The following is an 18,251-nucleotide window of genomic DNA, read 5'->3' as shown; positions in this document are numbered from 1 at the left end:
GTGAAGCGTTAAATCCGACCTGGAGTAGAAAATGTCTTCTCGTAAAGAGCTTGCCAACGCCATTCGCGCATTAAGTATGGATGCGGTGCAAAAAGCCAAATCCGGCCACCCTGGTGCCCCTATGGGTATGGCTGATATCGCCGAAGTCCTGTGGCGTGAATTTCTGAATCACAACCCTACAAATCCGCTGTGGGCCGATCGTGACCGCTTCGTGCTGTCTAACGGCCACGGCTCGATGCTGATCTACAGCCTGCTGCACCTCACCGGCTACGATCTGCCGATTGGCGAACTGGCTAACTTCCGTCAGCTGCACTCCAAAACTCCAGGTCACCCGGAATACGGCTACACCGCCGGCGTTGAAACCACTACCGGTCCGCTGGGCCAGGGTATTGCTAACGCCGTGGGCTTTGCTATCGCTGAACGCACGCTGGCCGCGCAGTTCAACCGTCCTGGCCACGATGTGGTAGACCATAACACCTACGTGTTTATGGGCGACGGCTGCATGATGGAAGGCATCTCTCACGAAGTCTGCTCGCTGGCCGGTACGCTGAAGCTGGGCAAACTGGTGGCGTTCTATGATGACAACGGTATCTCTATCGATGGTCATATTGAAGGCTGGTTCACCGACGACACCGCGACCCGCTTCGAGTCTTACGGCTGGCACGTGGTGCGCGGCATTGACGGCCATGATGCTGAATCGATTAAAAAAGCGGTGGAAGAGGCCAAAGCAGTCACGGATAAACCTTCACTGCTGATGTGCAAAACCATCATCGGTTTCGGCTCACCAAACAAAGCGGGTACCCATGATTCCCACGGCGCCCCGCTGGGTGACGATGAGATCGCACTGACCCGTAAGCAGCTGGGCTGGAACCACGCGCCGTTTGAGATCCCACAGGATATCTACGCGCAGTGGGATGCCAAAGAAGCCGGTCAGGCGAAAGAAGCCGCATGGGATGAGAAATTCGCCGCCTACGCGAAAGCCTTCCCGGAACTGGCCGCCGAGTTCAAGCGCCGCGTCAACAATGAGCTGCCGGCAAACTGGGCTGAAGAGTCACAGAAATTCGTTGAACAGCTGCAGGCTAACCCGGCGAAAATCGCCAGCCGTAAAGCCTCTCAGAACGCCATCGAAGCCTTCGGTAAGCTGCTGCCAGAATATCTGGGCGGTTCCGCTGACCTGGCACCAAGTAACCTGACCATGTGGTCCGGTTCTAAGCCAATCAATGAAGACGCTGCGGGTAACTATATCCATTACGGCGTGCGCGAATTCGGTATGACCGCGATCGCCAACGGTATCACCCTGCACGGTGGTTTCCTGCCGTACACCGCGACCTTCCTGATGTTCGTTGAATATGCGCGTAACGCCGTGCGTATGGCCGCGCTGATGAAGATTCAGCAGGTGATGGTTTACACCCACGACTCAATCGGTCTGGGCGAAGATGGCCCGACTCACCAGCCGGTTGAGCAGCTGGCCAGCCTGCGCGTGACCCCGAACATGAGCACCTGGCGTCCGTGTGACCAGGTTGAATCAGCGATTGCCTGGAAATACGCTATCGAGCGTAAAGACGGCCCGACCGCGCTGATCCTCTCACGTCAGAACCTGGCACAGCAGGATCGTACCGCTGAGCAGCTGGCTAACGTGGCCCGCGGTGCTTATGTGCTGAAAGACAGCGAAGGTACGCCTGAGCTGATCCTGATTGCAACCGGTTCTGAAGTTGAGCTGGCAACCGGCGCTTACGATAAGCTGACCGCGGAAGGCCGTAAGGTGCGCGTGGTCTCCATGCCGTCTACCGATGCCTTCGACAAGCAGGATGCGGCCTACCGTGAATCCGTGCTGCCAAAAGCCGTCAGCGCGCGCGTGGCCATTGAAGCGGGCATCGCTGATTACTGGTTCAAATACACCGGTCTGAACGGTGCTATCGTTGGTATGACCAGCTTCGGTGAGTCTGCACCGGCCGAGCAGCTGTTTGACCTGTTTGGCTTCACCGTGGATAACGTGGTCGCTAAAGCGAAAGAACTGCTGTAATCCTCTGAGCTGCCGTTTACCGGTAGTTATCAGACAAGGCGCTGCATTGCAGCGCCTTTTTTTTACCTCTGCCCCTTTCAGCGATCTGCGCTGTGTCCGGTTCAGGGGGGCGTTGCCTGCATGATGACGGCACCCTGCCGCCAGCGGCGTGGTTCAGGGATGGCAGAGCCTGATCCCGCCTTTTTCCTGCTGATGAACCTTGCGTTATTATCGGATAAATTTTACGCGTTAAAACTCTTTTTTGTGACGCAGATCCAATCTTTAGCAGGTAGTTCACCCCCACTATTCCTATCGGCATTGATTTTTATTACTCTGGCTGAACCGTTTCAGTCGTGACAAATGAAATGACCGGCGGCAAGGCAGATGTTTCTGTAATATAAGAATTCCCTGTACAAATTGCGGCAGCTGGCTCAGGCTATTCTCCCAATTCAGACTAATGGTGAATTTTTAGCAGGGGTACTATGACGGTTCGTATTGCCATTAACGGTTTTGGTCGTATCGGGCGCAACGTGCTGCGTGCGCTGTATGAAACCGGACGTCGCGCCGAGATCACGGTAGTGGCGATCAATGAGCTGGCTGACGCCGCCGGAATGGCGCATCTGCTTAAATACGATACCAGCCACGGGCGCTTTGCCTGGGACGTGCGTCAGGAACGCGATTTGCTCCAGGTGGGTGATGACAGCATTCGTCTGCTGCATGTGCCTGATATTGCCTCACTGCCGTGGCGCGAGCTGAACGTGGATATCGTACTGGACTGTACCGGCGTGTATGGCAGCCGTGCAGATGGCGAAGCGCATCTGCAGGCCGGCGCTAAAAAGGTGCTGTTCTCACACCCCGGCGGTAACGATCTGGACGCCACCGTGGTGTTCGGGGTGAACGAGCAGGAACTGCAACCCGGGCATCTGCTGGTGTCTAACGCTTCCTGTACCACCAACTGCATTATTCCGATTATCAAACTGCTGGATGACGCCTGGGGCATCGAGTCCGGCACGGTAACCACCATCCATTCGGCGATGCACGATCAGCAGGTGATTGATGCCTACCACCCGGACCTGCGGCGCACGCGTGCCGCCAGCCAGTCCATTATTCCGGTGGATACCCGGCTGGCCGCCGGTATCACGCGCATCTTCCCCAAATTTAACGATCGCTTTGAAGCGATCGCAGTGCGCGTTCCGACTATCAACGTCACGGCGATCGATCTCAGCGTCAGCGTGCGTGATGCGGTCACGGCGCGCGAGGTGAACGACCTGCTGCAAAGTGCGTCAGAAGGGGCATTTAGTGGTATAGTTGACTACACGGAATTACCGTTAGTCTCTATTGATTTTAACCACGATCCGCACAGTGCCATTGTCGACGGCACGCAGACGCGGGTCAGCGGTAAGCACCTGATCAAGACGCTGGTCTGGTGCGACAATGAATGGGGCTTCGCTAACCGGATGATCGACACCACCTTAGCGATGGCCACAAGCGGTTTCAGGTAGGGCGCGGCTTGCGCCTGTCAAAACTTTGAGAATCAACGAGAGGGTTCACCATGTCTGTAATTAAGATGACCGATCTGGATCTGGCTGGTAAGCGTGTTCTGATCCGTGCCGATCTGAACGTACCGGTTAAAGAAGGGAAAGTGACGTCAGATGCACGTATCCGTGCTTCTCTGCCGACCATCGAAGCCGCGCTGAAGCAGGGTGCTAAAGTGATGGTAACCTCCCACCTGGGTCGTCCGACCGAAGGCGAATACAACGAAGAGTTCTCACTGCTGCCGGTAGTCAACTACCTGAAAGAGAAGCTGGGTGCCGACAACGTTTCGCTGGCAAAAGATTACCTCGACGGCGTTGAGCTGGCGGCCGGTAAGCTGGTGGTGCTGGAAAACGTGCGCTTTAACAAAGGCGAGAAGAAAGACGACGAAGCCCTCTCTAAAAAATACGCAGCCCTGTGCGATATCTTCGTGATGGATGCCTTCGGCACCGCACACCGTGCGCAGGCGTCCACCCATGGCGTGGGCAAATTTGCTCCTGTCGCCTGTGCCGGTCCGCTGCTGTCAGCCGAGCTGGAAGCGCTGGGCAAAGCCCTGAAAAACCCTGCACGCCCGATGGTGGCCGTGGTTGGTGGTTCTAAAGTATCCACCAAGTTTGACGTGCTGAACTCGCTGGTGAAAATTGCTGACACCGTGATCGTCGGTGGCGGTATCGCGAACACCTTCGTGGCTATCGACAACAACGTCGGTAAGTCACTGTACGAACCCGATTTCGTTGAAGCCGCAAAAAAACTGCGTGACGAGCACGGTATCCCGGTACCGGTTGACTCCCGCGTTGGCACCGAGTTCTCTGAAACTGCCCCTTCTACGGTGAAGAAAGTGTCAGAAGTGCAGGACAACGAAGAGATCATGGACTTCGGCGACGAAACCGCACTGGCGATGGCTGCCCTGCTGAAAGATGCTAAAACCATTCTGTGGAATGGCCCGGTTGGCGTGTTTGAATTCCCTAACTTCCGCAAAGGTACTGAAATCGTCGCTAAGGCGATTGCAGACAGCGAGGCGTTCTCCATCGCCGGCGGCGGTGATACCCTGGCAGCGATCGACCTGTTCGGTATCGAAGACAAGATTTCCTACATCTCTACCGGCGGCGGCGCATTCCTCGAATTCGTGGAAGGCAAGGTTCTGCCAGCGGTAGCCATGCTCGAAGAGCGTGCGAAACAGTAATTGAGTGGCGGGGCCGTTGCGCCCCGCCGGTATGATTTGCCCTACGGGGCAACCTTCTTAACGGCCGACAAAAAACAGGACAAGCTAACATGTCTAAGATTTTTGATTTCGTAAAACCAGGCGTTGTCACCGGTGACGACGTGCAGAAGATTTTCCAGGTAGCGAAAGAGAACAAATTCGCCCTGCCAGCAGTTAACTGCGTGGGTACCGATTCTATCAACGCCGTACTGGAAGCCGCTGCGAAAGTGAAAGCACCGGTCATCATCCAGTTCTCTAACGGTGGCGCAGCGTTTATCGCTGGTAAAGGCTTCAAATCTGACAAGCCGCAGGCCGCTGCGATTTTCGGTGCTATTGCCGGTGCCCATCACGTGCATCTGATGGCTGAACAGTACGGCGTGCCGGTGATCCTGCACACTGACCACTGTGCCAAGAAACTGCTGCCGTGGATCGACGGTCTGCTGGATGCGGGTGAAGCTCACTTTGCGAAAACCGGCAAACCGCTGTTCTCTTCTCACATGATCGACCTGTCTGAAGAGTCACTGGAAGAGAACATTGAGATCTCTGCTAAATACCTGGCGCGCATGGCGAAACTCGACATGACCCTGGAGATCGAACTGGGCTGCACCGGCGGTGAAGAAGATGGCGTGGACAACAGCCACATGGACGCATCTGCGCTGTACACCCAGCCGGAAGACGTTGATTACGCTTACACCGAGCTGAGCAAAATCAGCCCGCGTTTCACCATCGCGGCCTCTTTCGGTAACGTACACGGCGTGTACAAGCCAGGCAACGTGAAGCTGACCCCAACCATCCTGCGTGATTCTCAGGATTACGTCAGCAAGAAACACAACCTGCCGCACAACTCGCTGGACTTCGTGTTCCACGGCGGTTCCGGTTCTTCTGCTGCAGAGATCGAAGAGTCAATTGGTTACGGCGTAATCAAAATGAACATCGATACCGACACCCAGTGGGCAACCTGGGACGGCATCCTGCAGTACTACAAAAAGAACGAAGGTTATCTGCAGGCGCAGCTGGGCAACCCGGAAGGCGCTGATAAGCCGAATAAGAAGTTCTACGATCCACGCGTCTGGCTGCGTGCTTCACAGGCTTCTATGGTTGTGCGCCTGGAGCAGGCATTCAAAGAGCTGAACGCGATCGACGTTCTGTAATCGCCGCTCTTATTAACAAGGCCCCGCGGGGCCTTTTTTTATGCCATTGCCGCAGAAAATCTAAGCAATCCCGTCACTTATTTGGCACATCCGCCATTATTGTTTACCCTTAACTCACCGGTTGTCGTGTATGCGGCAAGAATTTGCACGCCCGCTTTGGGCCAACAACAGGAACAACAGATGGATGATTTGAACGTGGTACACGGGATTAACAGCGCCGGCGGCTGGCTGGTGCGCAACCAGGCGCTGCTGCTGAGCTATGTGGTCAATATCGTGGCGGCCGTCGCGATTATTATCGTCGGCATGATGGTGGCGCGCTTTATCTCCGGCGGCGTGAACAAGGTGCTGCGCGCCCGCCATATCGATGCCACAGTGGCCGACTTCCTCTCCGCGCTGGTGCGCTACGGCGTGATCGCCTTTACCCTGATTGCCGCACTGGGCCGGGTTGGGGTGCAAACCGCTTCGGTGATTGCCGTACTGGGTGCCGCCGGTTTAGCCCTCGCGCTGTCGCTGCAGGGCTCGCTCTCTAACCTCGCGGCCGGCGTGTTGCTGGTCACCTTCCGCCCGTTCCGCACCGGTGAATTCGTCGACCTGGGCGGGGTGATGGGCACCGTTCAGAACGTGCAGATCTTCTCGACCACCCTGCGCAGCGCCGACGGTAAGTACGTGGTGGTGCCGAACGGCAAAATTATCGCCGGCAATATTATCAACTTCTCCCGCGAACCGGAGCGCCGTAACGAATTTATTATCGGCGTGGCCTACGATGCCGACGTGGATCTGGTGTTGAAACTGCTGCGTGAGGTGGTGGATGCTGACCCGCGCGTGCTGCAGGAGCGCGGCGTGCAGATTGGCCTGAATGAACTGGCGGCCTCATCGCTGAACTTCGTGGTGCGCTGCTGGAGCAATGCCGGCGATCTGCAGCAGGTCTACTGGGATCTGATGAAGAACTTCAAACGCACGCTGGACGAGCACAATATCGGTATTCCTTACCCGCAGATGGACGTGCATCTGCATCAGGTTAAGGCGGCTGAACAGGCGGCACAGAATGCTGCACAGGACGCCCCGCAACAATTAACCAAACCGTTACCGTAAGCGTTTTAACCTCTGCCCCAGGGCAGAGGTTTTGCTGTAAACAGATGGATGTAATAGCTAATTGACGCCACAGAATGCATTAATCCACCCACATTCCACATTCCACATTCCACAGTGCACAGTCCACAGTCCACAGTCCACAGTCCACAGTCCACAGTCCACAGTCTACAGTCCAGCCCACAGTCCAGCCCACAGCTTATGCCCCCACCAGCGCTTGCTAAGTTAAACATCATTAAATCCTTTATTCAGGCAGCGCGACTATCACGCCTGGATACTATCGTTATAAGAAAAATCGATTAATCATTAAAATTATCAATTTCCCCTAATAATAATGCCGCTATACACTGGCCGAAAATAGTCTGACAGAGGGGGTTTATTGTGTTATCCGTTTATTTTCAGGGGGTTGCCTTAGGTGCAGCCCTGATCCTGCCGTTAGGGCCTCAAAACGCCTTTGTCATGAATCAGGGCATTCGTCGTCAGTATCACCTGATGACCGCTGCGCTCTGTACGTTGAGCGACGTGGCGCTGATCTGTGCCGGCATCTTCGGCGGCAGCGCGCTGCTGAGTCAGTCGCCGCTGCTGCTCAACCTGGTGACCTGGGGTGGTGTGGCGTTCCTGCTGTGGTACGGCTGGGGCGCGCTGCGCACCGCCTTCAGCGGCGATATTACTCTGGCCTCGGGTGAGGGGCTGCGGCAGGGGCGCTGGCGCATTGTGATCACTATGATGGCGGTCACCTGGCTTAACCCGCACGTCTATCTGGACACCTTTGTGGTGCTCGGCAGCCTCGGGGGCCAACTGCCGGAAGAGGCGCGTCGCTGGTTCGCGCTCGGTTCGGTCAGTGCCTCGGTGGTGTGGTTCTTTGGCCTGGCGCTGCTGGCCGCGTGGCTGTCGCCGCGGCTGAATACGCCGCGCGCGCAGCGTGTAGTTAACCTGCTGGTCGGGCTGGTGATGTGGATCATCGCGCTCAAGCTGGCGCTGCAGGCGCTGGGACTGTGGCAGTAAACTTCCTTTAGGAATTGTGGTCATAGTATGGCGAGATGCCACACGCTAAAATGTGCTGCATCGTCGTGAACTGACGGAATAATTCGCTGCTGTCGGCTATGCTTCTGACAGCAGCAATTTTGCGCTGATAACAGCCTTATGGAGGAAGCAGTGAAGCTGACTAAACTGGCCCTGGCCGCAATGATTGGACTGAGTACTTTACCGCTGGCCGCGCAGGCGGATGAACTGCCGAACGGCCCGCACGTGGTGACGTCCGGGCAGTCCAGCGTGGATGCCACCCCGGATATTGCCACGCTGGCAATTGAAGTGAACGTCTCTGCTAAGGACGCTGCTGAGGCGAAAAAGCAGGCCGATTCACGCGTGCAACAGTATTTTGATTTCCTGGATAAAAGCGGCATTGAGAAAAAAGACATCAATGCGGCTAACCTGCGTACCCAGCCGGAGTATGACTACCTGAAAGACGGTAAGTCAGTGCTCAAGGGCTATCGTGCGGTGCGCACCGTGGAAGTGACGCTGCGCCAGCTGGATAAGCTGAATGAACTGCTGGACGGTGCGCTGAAGTCCGGTCTGAACGAAATCCGCACGGTTGAGCTGGGCGTGGCACATCCTGAGCAGTATCGCGATAAAGCCCGTAAGGCGGCCATTGAGGACGCGACCCGTCAGGCCGGTGAACTGGCGAAAGGCTTTGGCACCACGCTGGGACCGGTGTTCAGCATTCGCTATCACGTTGCCAACTACCAGCCGATGCCGATGGCGCGCATGTACAAAACCGCCGAAGCGGCTCCGATGACCTCAGCGGCCCAGACCTACGAGCAACAGAGCATCCACTTTGACGATCAGGTTGACGTAGTGTTTGAACTGCAGCGCGGCCATCAGCCGGCTGCCGCTAATCCGTAACAGGGTAAAGAACGGGGGCAGGGCAGATTGCCTGCCCCCTGTTTAGTGCGTCTACTCGCCGGTATCCTGGCGCAGCACGCGGTGGCCGTGTGCCAGCAGCGCATCGGTCACCCGGCGCATTAAACGACTCTCCGGTGCAAAGCGGTGCCAGTAGAGCATCCGACGCTGTAGCAGCCCAGGCGTCAGGTCGATCAACTCCCCTTCAGCCAGTTCACGTTCAATCTGCAGGTGCGGGATCATACAGCAGGTGGTGCCCTGACGCGCCAGCTGTACAAAGGCTTCCGACGAGTTCACGATGTGGCAGGGCACGCTGCCCGGCGACAGGTCAAAGTTCTGCTGTAAAAACGCCTGATGCATATCGTCCAGATGGTCAAAGGCCACCGCCGGCGCTTTCAGCAGCGCGGAGCGGGTAACACCGTTCGGGAAATAGCGCGCGGCAAACTCTTTGGAACCCACGAACAGATAATCCAGCGCCCCGAGCTGATCCACCAGGCAACTGGGCAGCGGCTGCGGCTGGATACTGATTGCCCCGACCACTTCACCCCGGCGCAGGCGCTCCTGGGTGCGGGTTTCATCCTCCACCTGAATATTCAGACGCACCGGCGAGTCGGTCAGCACCGTTTTCAGCGCCGGCAGCAGCCAGGTCGCCAGGCTGTCGGCGTTGACCGCCAGCGACAGCAGCAGCGGCGTGGTGCCGCTGTTATCATCGCCCAGCCACTCCTCTTCCAGCAGCTCGACCTGGTGCAGCAGCGCCAGCAGTTTCTGCCCCTGCTCGGTCGGGCGTGGCGGCACGGTTCGTACCAGCAGCGGCTGGCCAAACATATTTTCCAGCTGCTTGATACGCTGTGACACGGCAGACTGGGTAATACAGAGCTTTTGTGCGGCACGTTCAAAGCCGCGCTCGCGAATCACTGCATCCAGCGCCTGAAGGGTTCGATAATCCGGGCGTTTCATGAATCGTAGTACTCTTCTCTCAGGTGTGGTGACAGCACTATGCCACACTTTTTCGCATTTGGGCGGCGCTTGCGGCACTTTGTGAATCAATCACTTTGTGGGCAAGCCTGCAATCCTGGCATCTTACCGCGTCCTGAGCGGTGATTTTCCGCCGCCTTGCTTTATACTACGCGCACACAGTGGATCACAGGGTTTAGGCATACCATGACGCAGGATGAACTGAAGAAAGCCGTCGGCTGGGCGGCGCTGGATTACGTCACGCCGGGGACAATTGTCGGGGTCGGGACCGGCTCTACCGCCGCGCACTTTATCGATGCGCTGGGCTCGATTAAGCACCAGATTGAAGGCGCGGTCTCCAGCTCTGAAGCGTCGACGGAGAAGCTGAAAAGCCTGGGGATCCCGGTATTCGACCTTAATGAAATCGACGTGCTGTCGGTTTACGTCGACGGTGCCGATGAGATTAACGGCCAGATGCAGATGATCAAAGGTGGCGGCGCGGCCCTGACCCGCGAGAAAATCGTCGCAGCGGTAGCCGAGCGCTTTATCTGTATCGCCGACGCCACCAAGCAGGTTGACGTGTTGGGGAATTTTCCACTGCCGGTGGAAGTGATCCCGATGGCACGCAGCTACGTGGCACGCCAGCTGGTGAAGCTCGGTGGCCTGCCGGAGTATCGTCAGAACGTGCTGACCGACAACGGTAATATCATTCTCGACGTACATAACCTGAAAATTGTCGACCCGATTGCGCTGGAACAGGCGATCAACGCGCTGCCGGGTGTGGTGACCGTCGGCCTGTTCGCTGCCCGTGGGGCCGATGTGGCACTGATTGGCACCGCCGATGGTGTGAAAACCATCAAAAAATGATCTGGCGGGTGCCGATAGCGTCGGTACCCGTTTTTTTTAACTAAAAAATATCTTTTCTTCGTCCGCTGCAATTTGGTGACTTATGTCACATTGCAGGCTCCAGTCGTGTGATCCTCCTGATGCTGACTACGGCGTAGCGATTTTCTATCGTAATATTCTGAGGCGCGATATCCCGTGCTGGTGAGCAGAGCAATCGTTTGTATTGCTGCGGGCGTAAATTTTGTTATTTTGACAGAAGGCAATCTTATATCGCGGCAGTTCACTCCGTGCCGGGCGGCATTTTGGCGTTTTCATCGCCCAGCCTGCGCTGACAGAACCACCGGATAGCAGGATTACGCCACATCTGAAGTCTGCTAAATAGGGTCGGGAAATGGCAAAAGTATCACTGGAGAAAGACAGGATTAAGTTCCTGTTGGTGGAAGGCGTGCATCAGAGCGCGGTAGAGAATCTGCGTGCTGCAGGCTACACCAACATCGAATTTCACAAAGGCGCACTGGACAGCGACGCACTGAAAGAATCCATCCGCGATGCACACTTCATCGGGCTGCGTTCGCGTACTCAGCTGACCGAAGAGATCTTCGCCGCGGCTGAAAAACTGGTTGCCGTCGGCTGCTTCTGCATCGGGACCAACCAGGTTGACCTGAATGCGGCCGCGATCCGCGGGATTCCGGTCTTTAACGCACCTTTCTCCAACACCCGATCCGTCGCTGAACTGGTTATCGGCGAGCTGCTGCTGATGCTGCGCGGTGTGCCGGCGGCCAACGCCAAAGCGCACCGCGGTGAGTGGTTCAAGCAGGCGGTTGGCTCCTATGAAGCGCGCGGCAAAAAGCTGGGCATCATCGGCTACGGCCATATCGGCATGCAGCTTGGCGTGCTGGCGGAAAGCCTCGGCATGCATGTGTTCTTCTACGACATTGAGAGCAAGCTGCCGCTGGGTAACGCCACTCAGGTCCAGCATCTCTCCGACCTGCTGAACATGAGCGACGTGGTCAGCCTGCACGTGCCGGAAACCCAGTCGACGCAGAACATGATGGGCGCAGAGCAGCTGGCGCTGATGAAGCCGGGCTCGCTGCTGATCAACGCCTCACGCGGTACGGTGGTGGATATCCCGGCGCTATGTGAAGTGCTGGCCAGCAAGCACCTTGCCGGCGCTGCGATTGACGTCTTCCCGGTTGAGCCGGCGACCAACACCGATCCGTTTATCTCCCCGCTGAGCGCCTTTGATAACGTGATCCTGACCCCGCACATCGGCGGTTCTACTCAGGAAGCGCAGGAGAATATCGGCACCGAAGTGGCCGGTAAGCTGGTGAAATACTCTGACAACGGCTCAACGCTGTCGGCGGTAAACTTCCCGGAAGCCTCGCTGCCGATGCACGGCGTTAACGCCAGCCGTCTGCTGCACATCCACGAGAACCGTCCGGGCGTGCTGACTGCGATCAACCTGATCTTCGCCGATCAGGGGATCAACATCTCGGCGCAGTACCTGCAGACCACCCCGCAGATGGGCTATGTGGTGATTGACGTTGATGCACCACAGGACGTGGCGGATAAAGCGCTGCAGCTGATGAAGGCCATTCCTGGCACTATTCGCGCACGCCTGCTGTACTGATCTTCGCGCCAGTAATGTTAAAGGCCGACTGTTTTCAGTCGGCTTTTTTATGCCTGTGGCCTGCTGACACCGCGTTAACTCCCCCAAAACCTTTATTACGCCAGACTTAACTCTTCAGACACCAGGCCCTGCCGGGCGGGTTTTCTGCTGGCTCTGTCTGTTCCTGTGGCTGCGCAGGTGCAAGGGTGAGGCTACCACTGCCAGATGTAAGATGGCGTAATCAGCGCGGGCAGGGGAATATCCCACCCGGCCACCGGCAGCTGCTCCACCTGCTGGCAGTCATGCGCCAGCCCCACCGGCAGAAAACCGTGCTGTTGCCAGTTTTGCAGCGTGCGGTCGTAAAACCCGCCGCCCATGCCCAGCCGCTGCCCCTGACTGTCAAAGGCGACCAGCGGCACCATCAGCACGTCCAGCTCGCTCAGCGGCAGAAGCTGACGGATATCCAGCGGCGGTTCAGGGATACGCAGGCGGTTGATATGCAATTCGGTGTGCGGCTCATAGCGCAAAAACAGCAGCTGGCCGGCGGAGAACGGATGCAGCACCGGCAGGTAGACGCGCTGCTTGCGCTGCCACAGTTTGGCAATCAGCGGGCGGGTGTTGATCTCGCCGTCGACCGACAGAAACAGGGCGATACTTTTTGCTCCGGCAATCGGGGCGAAACTGAGCGCATGCTCCGCGATCAGATCGGCGGCCTGCCGCTGCTGCTCATCGCTCAGCGCTCGCCGTAAATGGCGCACGTGTCTACGAATATCCTGACGATCGTGAAGATTGAGGTTCATACGCGGTTGACTCCGTAAACAGAGGGATGTCGCTTAGCGTAAGGAAGATTAAAGCCGGGGAAAAGGGGACTGCGGTAAAAAAGGTAGGAATCTCCGAGATGCCGCTGCAGGCTGTAACCCTTGAACCCTTGGTTCAAGGTGAGACTGCCGTCGTAGCCATCAGGCTTCTCGGACGGACCGAGCATGCTCACAGGCTACAGAGCGCCAGACTCTGTTTGGTATGAAATATCGGCTCAGGGGACTGGCCCGCTTGCAAACATCTCAGAGAATTTTTTACTTCATCGTCACTCTATCACAGGTAACGCCAAAGTGTTATTCGAACTTCGCACCGGTACGTTCAGTTATGCGACCCTGCTCAAGCAATGCCTGTTCAATGGTCTGCTGCAGCATGCGAATGCGTTGTTCCATGTTAGACGCATAGTCGCGGGTTTTAACCTTCTCCTGCGCCAGCTCATGACACACATTCAGGGCAGCGATAAACACCAGTTGCTCTGTATTAGTGACTCTAGTGCGAACTTTTAAGTCTTGCAAACGCTGATTGAGGTCTTCTGCGGCCAGGTTCAGCGCATCTTGCTGTTCCGGCGGACAATTTACTCTCAAAGAACGGCCAAAAATTTGAAGATCTACCGGTTGTGCAGACATGCCACCTTCCTGACTGAATTACTGCGCCCGCTATCACCCTGGCCATTCGTTGGCTCGGGAGGGGCGCCACTATAACTACCCCAAATAGAAGAAACAACCCCTTTCTGGAATCGATGAGGCACCTGGTGGTAGCATAACACGAACTCATCAGCCAACGACGAAGTAAACGTATGTCACTGACTAATACCATGCCGGGTTATAACGCCCTGGCCTCCGTACTGACGCAGCAGGGTGTCGGCATGACGCCCGCTGAAATGCATGGCCTGCTAAGCGGGATCATCTGCGGTGGAAACCGCGATGGCCGCTGGCAGTCACTGGTTCATGACCTGACCAATGAAGGCATGGCCTTCTCCCACGTGCTCAGCGTTCCGCTGCAGGAGTTGCACCAGGCAATCGGTGAATCGCTGGAAGATGAAGGCTTTCTGTTTCAGCTCTACCTGCCGGAAGATGACGATATCACCGTGTTTGACCGCGCGGACGCGCTGGCCGGCTGGGTTAACCACTTCCTGCTCGGGCTGGGCGTCACCCAACCGAAGCTCGACAAAGTGAAAGGCGAAACCGGCGAAGCGATTGACGATCTGCGCACCATTGCCCAGCTCGGCTACGATGAAGATGAAGACCAGGAAGAGCTGGAGCAGTCGCTGGAAGAGGTGGTGGAGTACGTGCGCGTTGCGGCGCTGCTGTGCCACGACACCTTTACCCGTCAGATGCCGCCGGTCAACGCGGTAGCGAGCAAGCCGACCCTGCACTAACGGATTAAACGGCCCTGTGGCTCAGCCAGGCCCGATCACTCACTCATGGAGATGCCAATGACCCAGCAAGAGTTTTTGCGCCGCCGTCAGGCGCTGTTAGCAAAAATGGTACCGGGCAGTGCGGCACTGATCTTTGCCGCCCCGGAAGTGACCCGCAGTAACGACTGCGAGTATCCGTTCCGGCAAAACAGCGACTTCTGGTACTTCACCGGTTTCAACGAGCCGCAGGCACTGCTGCTGCTGATCAAGAGTGACGCGAAGCACAGCCACAGCGTGCTGTTTAACCGCGTGCGCGATCTGACCGCGGAGATCTGGTTTGGCCGTCGTCTGGGGCAGGATGCGGCCCCGGCAGCGCTGGCGGTGGATCGTGCGCTGCCCTGGGACGATCTCGGCGCACAGCTGCACCTGCTGCTCAACGGGCTGGATGTGGTTTACCACGCGCAGGGGCAGTATGCTTTTGCTGACCAGCTGCTGTTCGCCGCGCTGGATAAACTGCGCGCCGGCTCGCGGCAAAATCTGCAGGCGCCGGCCAGCGTCACCGACTGGCGGCCGTGGGTGCACGAGCTGCGCCTGTTTAAATCGGCGGAAGAGCTGGCGGTCATGCGTGAAGCCGGTCGCATCAGCGCGCTGGCGCATACCCGGGCGATGCAGCAGTCACGGCCGGGGATGTATGAGTATCAGCTGGAGGGTGAGATCCAGCATGAATTTAACCGTCACGGGGCACGCTTTCCCGCTTACAGCACTATCGTCGGTGCCGGCGACAACGGCTGTATCCTGCACTACACCGAAAATGAGGGGCAGATGCGCGACGGCCAGCTGGTGCTGATCGACGCCGGCTGCGAGTATCAGGGCTATGCCGGTGATATCACCCGTACCTTCCCGGTGGGCGGCACCTTTAGCGCGCCGCAGCGGGCGATTTACGACATCGTGCTGGCCTCGCTGCAGCGGGCGCTGGAACTCTATCGCCCCGGCACCAGCATCCGTGCGGTGACCGCTGAGGTGGTGGAGGTGATGGTGAGCGGGCTGGTCAGGCTGGGCATCCTGCAGGGCGATGTGGCTACGCTGGTCGCCGAACAGGCGTACCGTCCCTTCTTTATGCACGGTCTGAGCCACTGGCTGGGGCTGGACGTGCACGACGTCGGCCACTACGGCGTCGATCGTGACCGGCCGCTGGAGCCGGGCATGGTGCTGACCGTAGAACCGGGGCTGTATATTGCGCCTGACGCTGAGGTGCCGCCGGAGTACCGCGGCATCGGCATCCGCATTGAAGACGACATTCTTATCACCGCTGAAGGCAACGAAAACCTGACCGCGACGGTGGTAAAAGATGCCGACGAAATTGAAGCACTGATGGCGGCAGCGAAGCAACAATGAGCATAATTATTACGGGCGGGGGGATGGCCGGGGCGACGCTGGCGCTGGCCATCTCTCATCTGACCGGCGGTGCGCTGCCGGTGACGCTGGTGGAGGCCACGGAACCTGGCAATCGGGCACATCCCGGCTATGATGGCCGGGCCATTGCCCTTGCCGAAGGAACCTGTCGCCAGCTGGCGGCGATCGACCTGTGGCCGCTGTTGGCTCCCTGCGGTACCGCCATTCGCCACGTGCACGTCAGCGATCGCGGCCATGCCAGCTTTGTTTCGCTGGACGCAGCCGATTACGGCATCAGCGCGCTCGGCCAGGTAGTGGAACTGCACGATGTCGGCCAGCGGCTGTTCGCCCGCCTGCAGCAGGCGCCGGGCGTCACGCTGCGCTGCCCGGCCACGGTGGCGCAGGTGGACCGTTCGCAGCAGGGCGTCAGCGTGGTGCTGTCCGATGGCGAAACGCTGACCGGCCAGCTGCTGGTGGCGGCGGACGGTGCGCGCTCCCCGGTAGCGGCCGCCTGCGGCGTGCAATGGCACAGCGAGGATTATCAGCAGGTGGCGGTGATTGCCAACGTCTCGACGCAGCAGGCGCACAACGGCCGTGCCTTCGAGCGCTTTACCGAACACGGCCCGCTGGCGCTGCTGCCGATGTCCGCCGGCCGCAGTTCGCTGGTGTGGTGCCATCCGCTGGAAAACCGGGCGCAGGTCGACGGCTGGGGCGACGATGAGTTTCTCACCCGGCTGCAGCAGGCGTTTGGCTGGCGGCTGGGACGCATTACCCAGGTCGGCCAGCGCGACAGCTATCCGCTGCGGCTGCAGCGCGCAGGGCAGCACGTATCGCACCGGCTGGCGCTGGTGGGCAACGCCGCGCAGACACTGCATCCGATCGCCGGCCAGGGTTTTAACCTCGGCATGCGTGACGTGATGTCGCTGGCTGAAACCGTGGCGGCCAGCTGGCGAGACGGGCAGGACGTCGGCAGTTTCACTACGTTACAGCGCTATCAGCAGCGCCGCCGGCCGGACACCGCGGCGACCATCGGCGTCACCGACGGCCTGGTCAGACTGTTTGCTAACTGCTATGCGCCGCTGGTGATCGGGCGCAATCTGGGGCTGATGGCGATGGACCATCTGCCGCCGTTACGTAATTTGCTGGCCGGGCGCACGTTGGGCTGGGTTAAGCGTTAAGGAGAGAGCAGTCATGCAAACTTATGATGTGATTATTGCCGGAGGCGGCATGGTCGGTCTGGCGGTGGCCTGTGGCCTGCAGGGCAGCGGGTTGCGCGTGGCGGTGCTGGAGCGCGAACAGCCGCAAGCGCTGGCGGCGGATGCGCCACCGGCCCTGCGCGTGTCGGCGATCAACGCCGCCAGCGAGCGGCTGCTACAGCATCTCGGCGTCTGGAGTACTATTCTGGCAACGCGGGCCAGCGCCTACCACGGCATGCAGGTGTGGGATCGCGACAGCTTTGGTGAAATTGCTTTTGACGACGGTCAGCAGGATCTGACCCACCTGGGGCATATCATTGAAAACCAGGTGATTCATCAGGCGTTGTGGCAGCGGGCGCAGAGCCTCAGCGACATTACCCTGCTGGCCCCGGCCGAGCTGCAGCAGGTGGCCTTTGGCGAGAATGAAGCCTTCGTCACCCTCAGCGACGGCACGATGATGACGGGACGCCTGCTGGTGGCCGCCGACGGGGCTAATTCCTGGCTGCGCAACAAGGCGGATATCCCGCTGACCTTCTGGGATTATCAGCACCATGCGCTGGTGGCCAACATCCGTACCGGGCAGCCGCATGGCGCGGTGGCGCGTCAGGTGTTTCACGGCGACGGCATTCTGGCCTTTCTACCGCTCAGCGATCCGCACCTCTGTTCCATCGTCTGGTCATTGTCGCCGCAGGAGGCCAGCCGCCTGCAGTCGATGCCTGATGAGGTGTTTAACCAGCAGCTGGCCGTTGCCTTTGATCTGCGCCTCGGCCTGTGTCAGGTCGAAAGCGAGCGTCAGACCTTCCCGCTGGCCGGCCGCTACGCGCGCAACTTTGCCGCGCACCGGCTGGCGCTGGTCGGCGACGCCGCGCACACTATTCATCCGCTGGCAGGCCAGGGCGTTAACCTCGGCTTTATGGATGCGGCAGAGCTGATCGGCGAAGTGCGTCGCCTGCAGCAGCAGGGCAAGGATATCGGTCAGCACCTCTACCTGCGCCGCTACGAGCGCAGCCGCAAGCACAGCGCGGCGCTGATGCTGGCGAGCATGCAGGGTTTTCGTGAGCTGTTTGACGGCAACAATCCGGCGAAAAAGCTGCTGCGCGACGTCGGCCTGGCGCTGGCGGACGTGCTGCCCGGCGTCAAGCCGCGGCTGTTAAAGCAGGCGATGGGCCTGCACGATCTGCCGGAGTGGCTGCGTTAATGCTGTAA

17 protein-coding genes and 1 other RNA gene are annotated in these 18,251 nt (G+C 58.5%); 14 read left to right on the top strand and 4 right to left on the bottom strand.

The genetic code is table 11. The annotated features are described in order from the left end of the window. Positions 1-31 precede the first annotated feature (31 nt). From tkt to NV64_RS03655, 8 genes are all read left to right on the top strand, one after another. A complete protein-coding gene (tkt, locus tag NV64_RS03685; RefSeq protein ID WP_056231839.1) occupies positions 32-2,023 on the top strand; it encodes a transketolase in 1,992 nt (663 codons plus the stop codon). A gap of 120 nt (positions 2,024-2,143) precedes the next feature. Then, positions 2,144-2,359, top strand: a complete 216-nt coding sequence (locus NV64_RS23070) for a hypothetical protein (protein WP_146005442.1) — start codon at positions 2,144-2,146, stop codon at positions 2,357-2,359. 125 nt (positions 2,360-2,484) lie between these two features. After that, positions 2,485-3,504 (top strand): erythrose-4-phosphate dehydrogenase, encoded by a 1,020-nt coding sequence (gene epd / locus NV64_RS03680; RefSeq protein ID WP_101505341.1) that lies wholly within the window; start codon positions 2,485-2,487, stop codon positions 3,502-3,504. Positions 3,505-3,554: 50 nt separating this feature from the next. Beyond that, complete coding sequence (gene pgk, locus NV64_RS03675; RefSeq protein ID WP_101505340.1) at positions 3,555-4,718, top strand: phosphoglycerate kinase; 1,164 nt, start codon at positions 3,555-3,557, stop codon at positions 4,716-4,718. A gap of 89 nt (positions 4,719-4,807) precedes the next feature. Next, positions 4,808-5,887, top strand: coding sequence for a class II fructose-bisphosphate aldolase (gene fbaA, locus NV64_RS03670; protein ID WP_056231848.1), 1,080 nt, complete (start codon positions 4,808-4,810; stop codon positions 5,885-5,887). 180 nt (positions 5,888-6,067) lie between these two features. Then, on the top strand, positions 6,068-6,979 hold the full coding sequence (gene mscS / locus NV64_RS03665; protein WP_056231851.1) for a small-conductance mechanosensitive channel MscS: 912 nt from the start codon (positions 6,068-6,070) through the stop codon (positions 6,977-6,979). Between the two features lie 378 nt (positions 6,980-7,357). Further along, complete coding sequence (gene argO / locus NV64_RS03660; protein ID WP_056231855.1) at positions 7,358-7,981, top strand: arginine exporter ArgO; 624 nt, start codon at positions 7,358-7,360, stop codon at positions 7,979-7,981. A gap of 138 nt (positions 7,982-8,119) precedes the next feature. Further along, positions 8,120-8,878, top strand: a complete 759-nt coding sequence (locus tag NV64_RS03655) for an oxidative stress defense protein (protein ID WP_101505339.1) — start codon at positions 8,120-8,122, stop codon at positions 8,876-8,878. 51 nt (positions 8,879-8,929) lie between these two features. Here the strand turns inward: NV64_RS03655 and NV64_RS03650 are convergent, their stop codons facing one another. Continuing rightward, a complete protein-coding gene (locus NV64_RS03650; protein ID WP_056231861.1) occupies positions 8,930-9,832 on the bottom strand; it encodes a LysR family transcriptional regulator ArgP in 903 nt (300 codons plus the stop codon). Between the two features lie 204 nt (positions 9,833-10,036). On the opposite strand from NV64_RS03650, the gene rpiA reads away from it, so the two are divergent. Next, positions 10,037-10,696 carry a ribose-5-phosphate isomerase RpiA gene (gene rpiA, locus NV64_RS03645; RefSeq protein ID WP_056231863.1) on the top strand — a complete coding sequence of 220 codons (660 nt, stop codon included), beginning with the start codon at positions 10,037-10,039 and terminating at the stop codon, positions 10,694-10,696. A gap of 370 nt (positions 10,697-11,066) precedes the next feature. Further along, a complete protein-coding gene (gene serA, locus NV64_RS03640) occupies positions 11,067-12,305 on the top strand; it encodes a phosphoglycerate dehydrogenase (protein ID WP_056231866.1) in 1,239 nt (412 codons plus the stop codon). Positions 12,306-12,496: 191 nt separating this feature from the next. Here serA and NV64_RS03635 read toward each other — a convergent pair whose 3' ends face one another. The 3 genes from NV64_RS03635 to zapA form a co-directional block, all read right to left on the bottom strand. After that, positions 12,497-13,084 carry a 5-formyltetrahydrofolate cyclo-ligase gene (locus tag NV64_RS03635; protein ID WP_056231869.1) on the bottom strand — a complete coding sequence of 196 codons (588 nt, stop codon included), beginning with the start codon at positions 13,082-13,084 and terminating at the stop codon, positions 12,497-12,499. An 86-nt stretch (positions 13,085-13,170) separates the two neighbouring features. Next, a non-coding RNA gene (ssrS, locus tag NV64_RS03630) (6S RNA) lies at positions 13,171-13,355 on the bottom strand. 41 nt (positions 13,356-13,396) lie between these two features. Further along, positions 13,397-13,726: a cell division protein ZapA gene (gene zapA, locus NV64_RS03625; protein ID WP_056231872.1), complete on the bottom strand. Its 330-nt coding sequence runs from the start codon at positions 13,724-13,726 to the stop codon at positions 13,397-13,399. Positions 13,727-13,896: 170 nt separating this feature from the next. On the opposite strand from zapA, the gene NV64_RS03620 reads away from it, so the two are divergent. The 4 genes from NV64_RS03620 to ubiI are packed head-to-tail and all read left to right on the top strand — an operon-like array spanning position 13,897 to position 18,243. Further along, on the top strand, positions 13,897-14,478 hold the full coding sequence (locus NV64_RS03620) for a YecA family protein (protein WP_056231877.1): 582 nt from the start codon (positions 13,897-13,899) through the stop codon (positions 14,476-14,478). A 57-nt stretch (positions 14,479-14,535) separates the two neighbouring features. Then, a complete protein-coding gene (gene pepP, locus NV64_RS03615) occupies positions 14,536-15,852 on the top strand; it encodes a Xaa-Pro aminopeptidase (protein WP_056231879.1) in 1,317 nt (438 codons plus the stop codon). Further along, on the top strand, positions 15,849-17,027 hold the full coding sequence (gene ubiH, locus NV64_RS03610) for a 2-octaprenyl-6-methoxyphenyl hydroxylase (protein WP_056231883.1): 1,179 nt from the start codon (positions 15,849-15,851) through the stop codon (positions 17,025-17,027). The genes pepP and ubiH overlap by 4 nt, the downstream gene beginning before the upstream one ends. 13 nt (positions 17,028-17,040) lie before the next feature. Then, positions 17,041-18,243 carry an FAD-dependent 2-octaprenylphenol hydroxylase gene (gene ubiI / locus NV64_RS03605; RefSeq protein ID WP_056231886.1) on the top strand — a complete coding sequence of 401 codons (1,203 nt, stop codon included), beginning with the start codon at positions 17,041-17,043 and terminating at the stop codon, positions 18,241-18,243. The last annotated feature ends 8 nt before the right edge of the window (positions 18,244-18,251 follow it).

It is taken from the genome of Erwinia sp. B116, assembly GCF_002865965.1.
Classification (GTDB): Bacteria; Pseudomonadota; Gammaproteobacteria; order Enterobacterales; family Enterobacteriaceae; genus Erwinia.
Note: the sequence above shows the minus strand (reverse complement) of the source record. Positions and strands in the feature narration are given on the sequence as shown.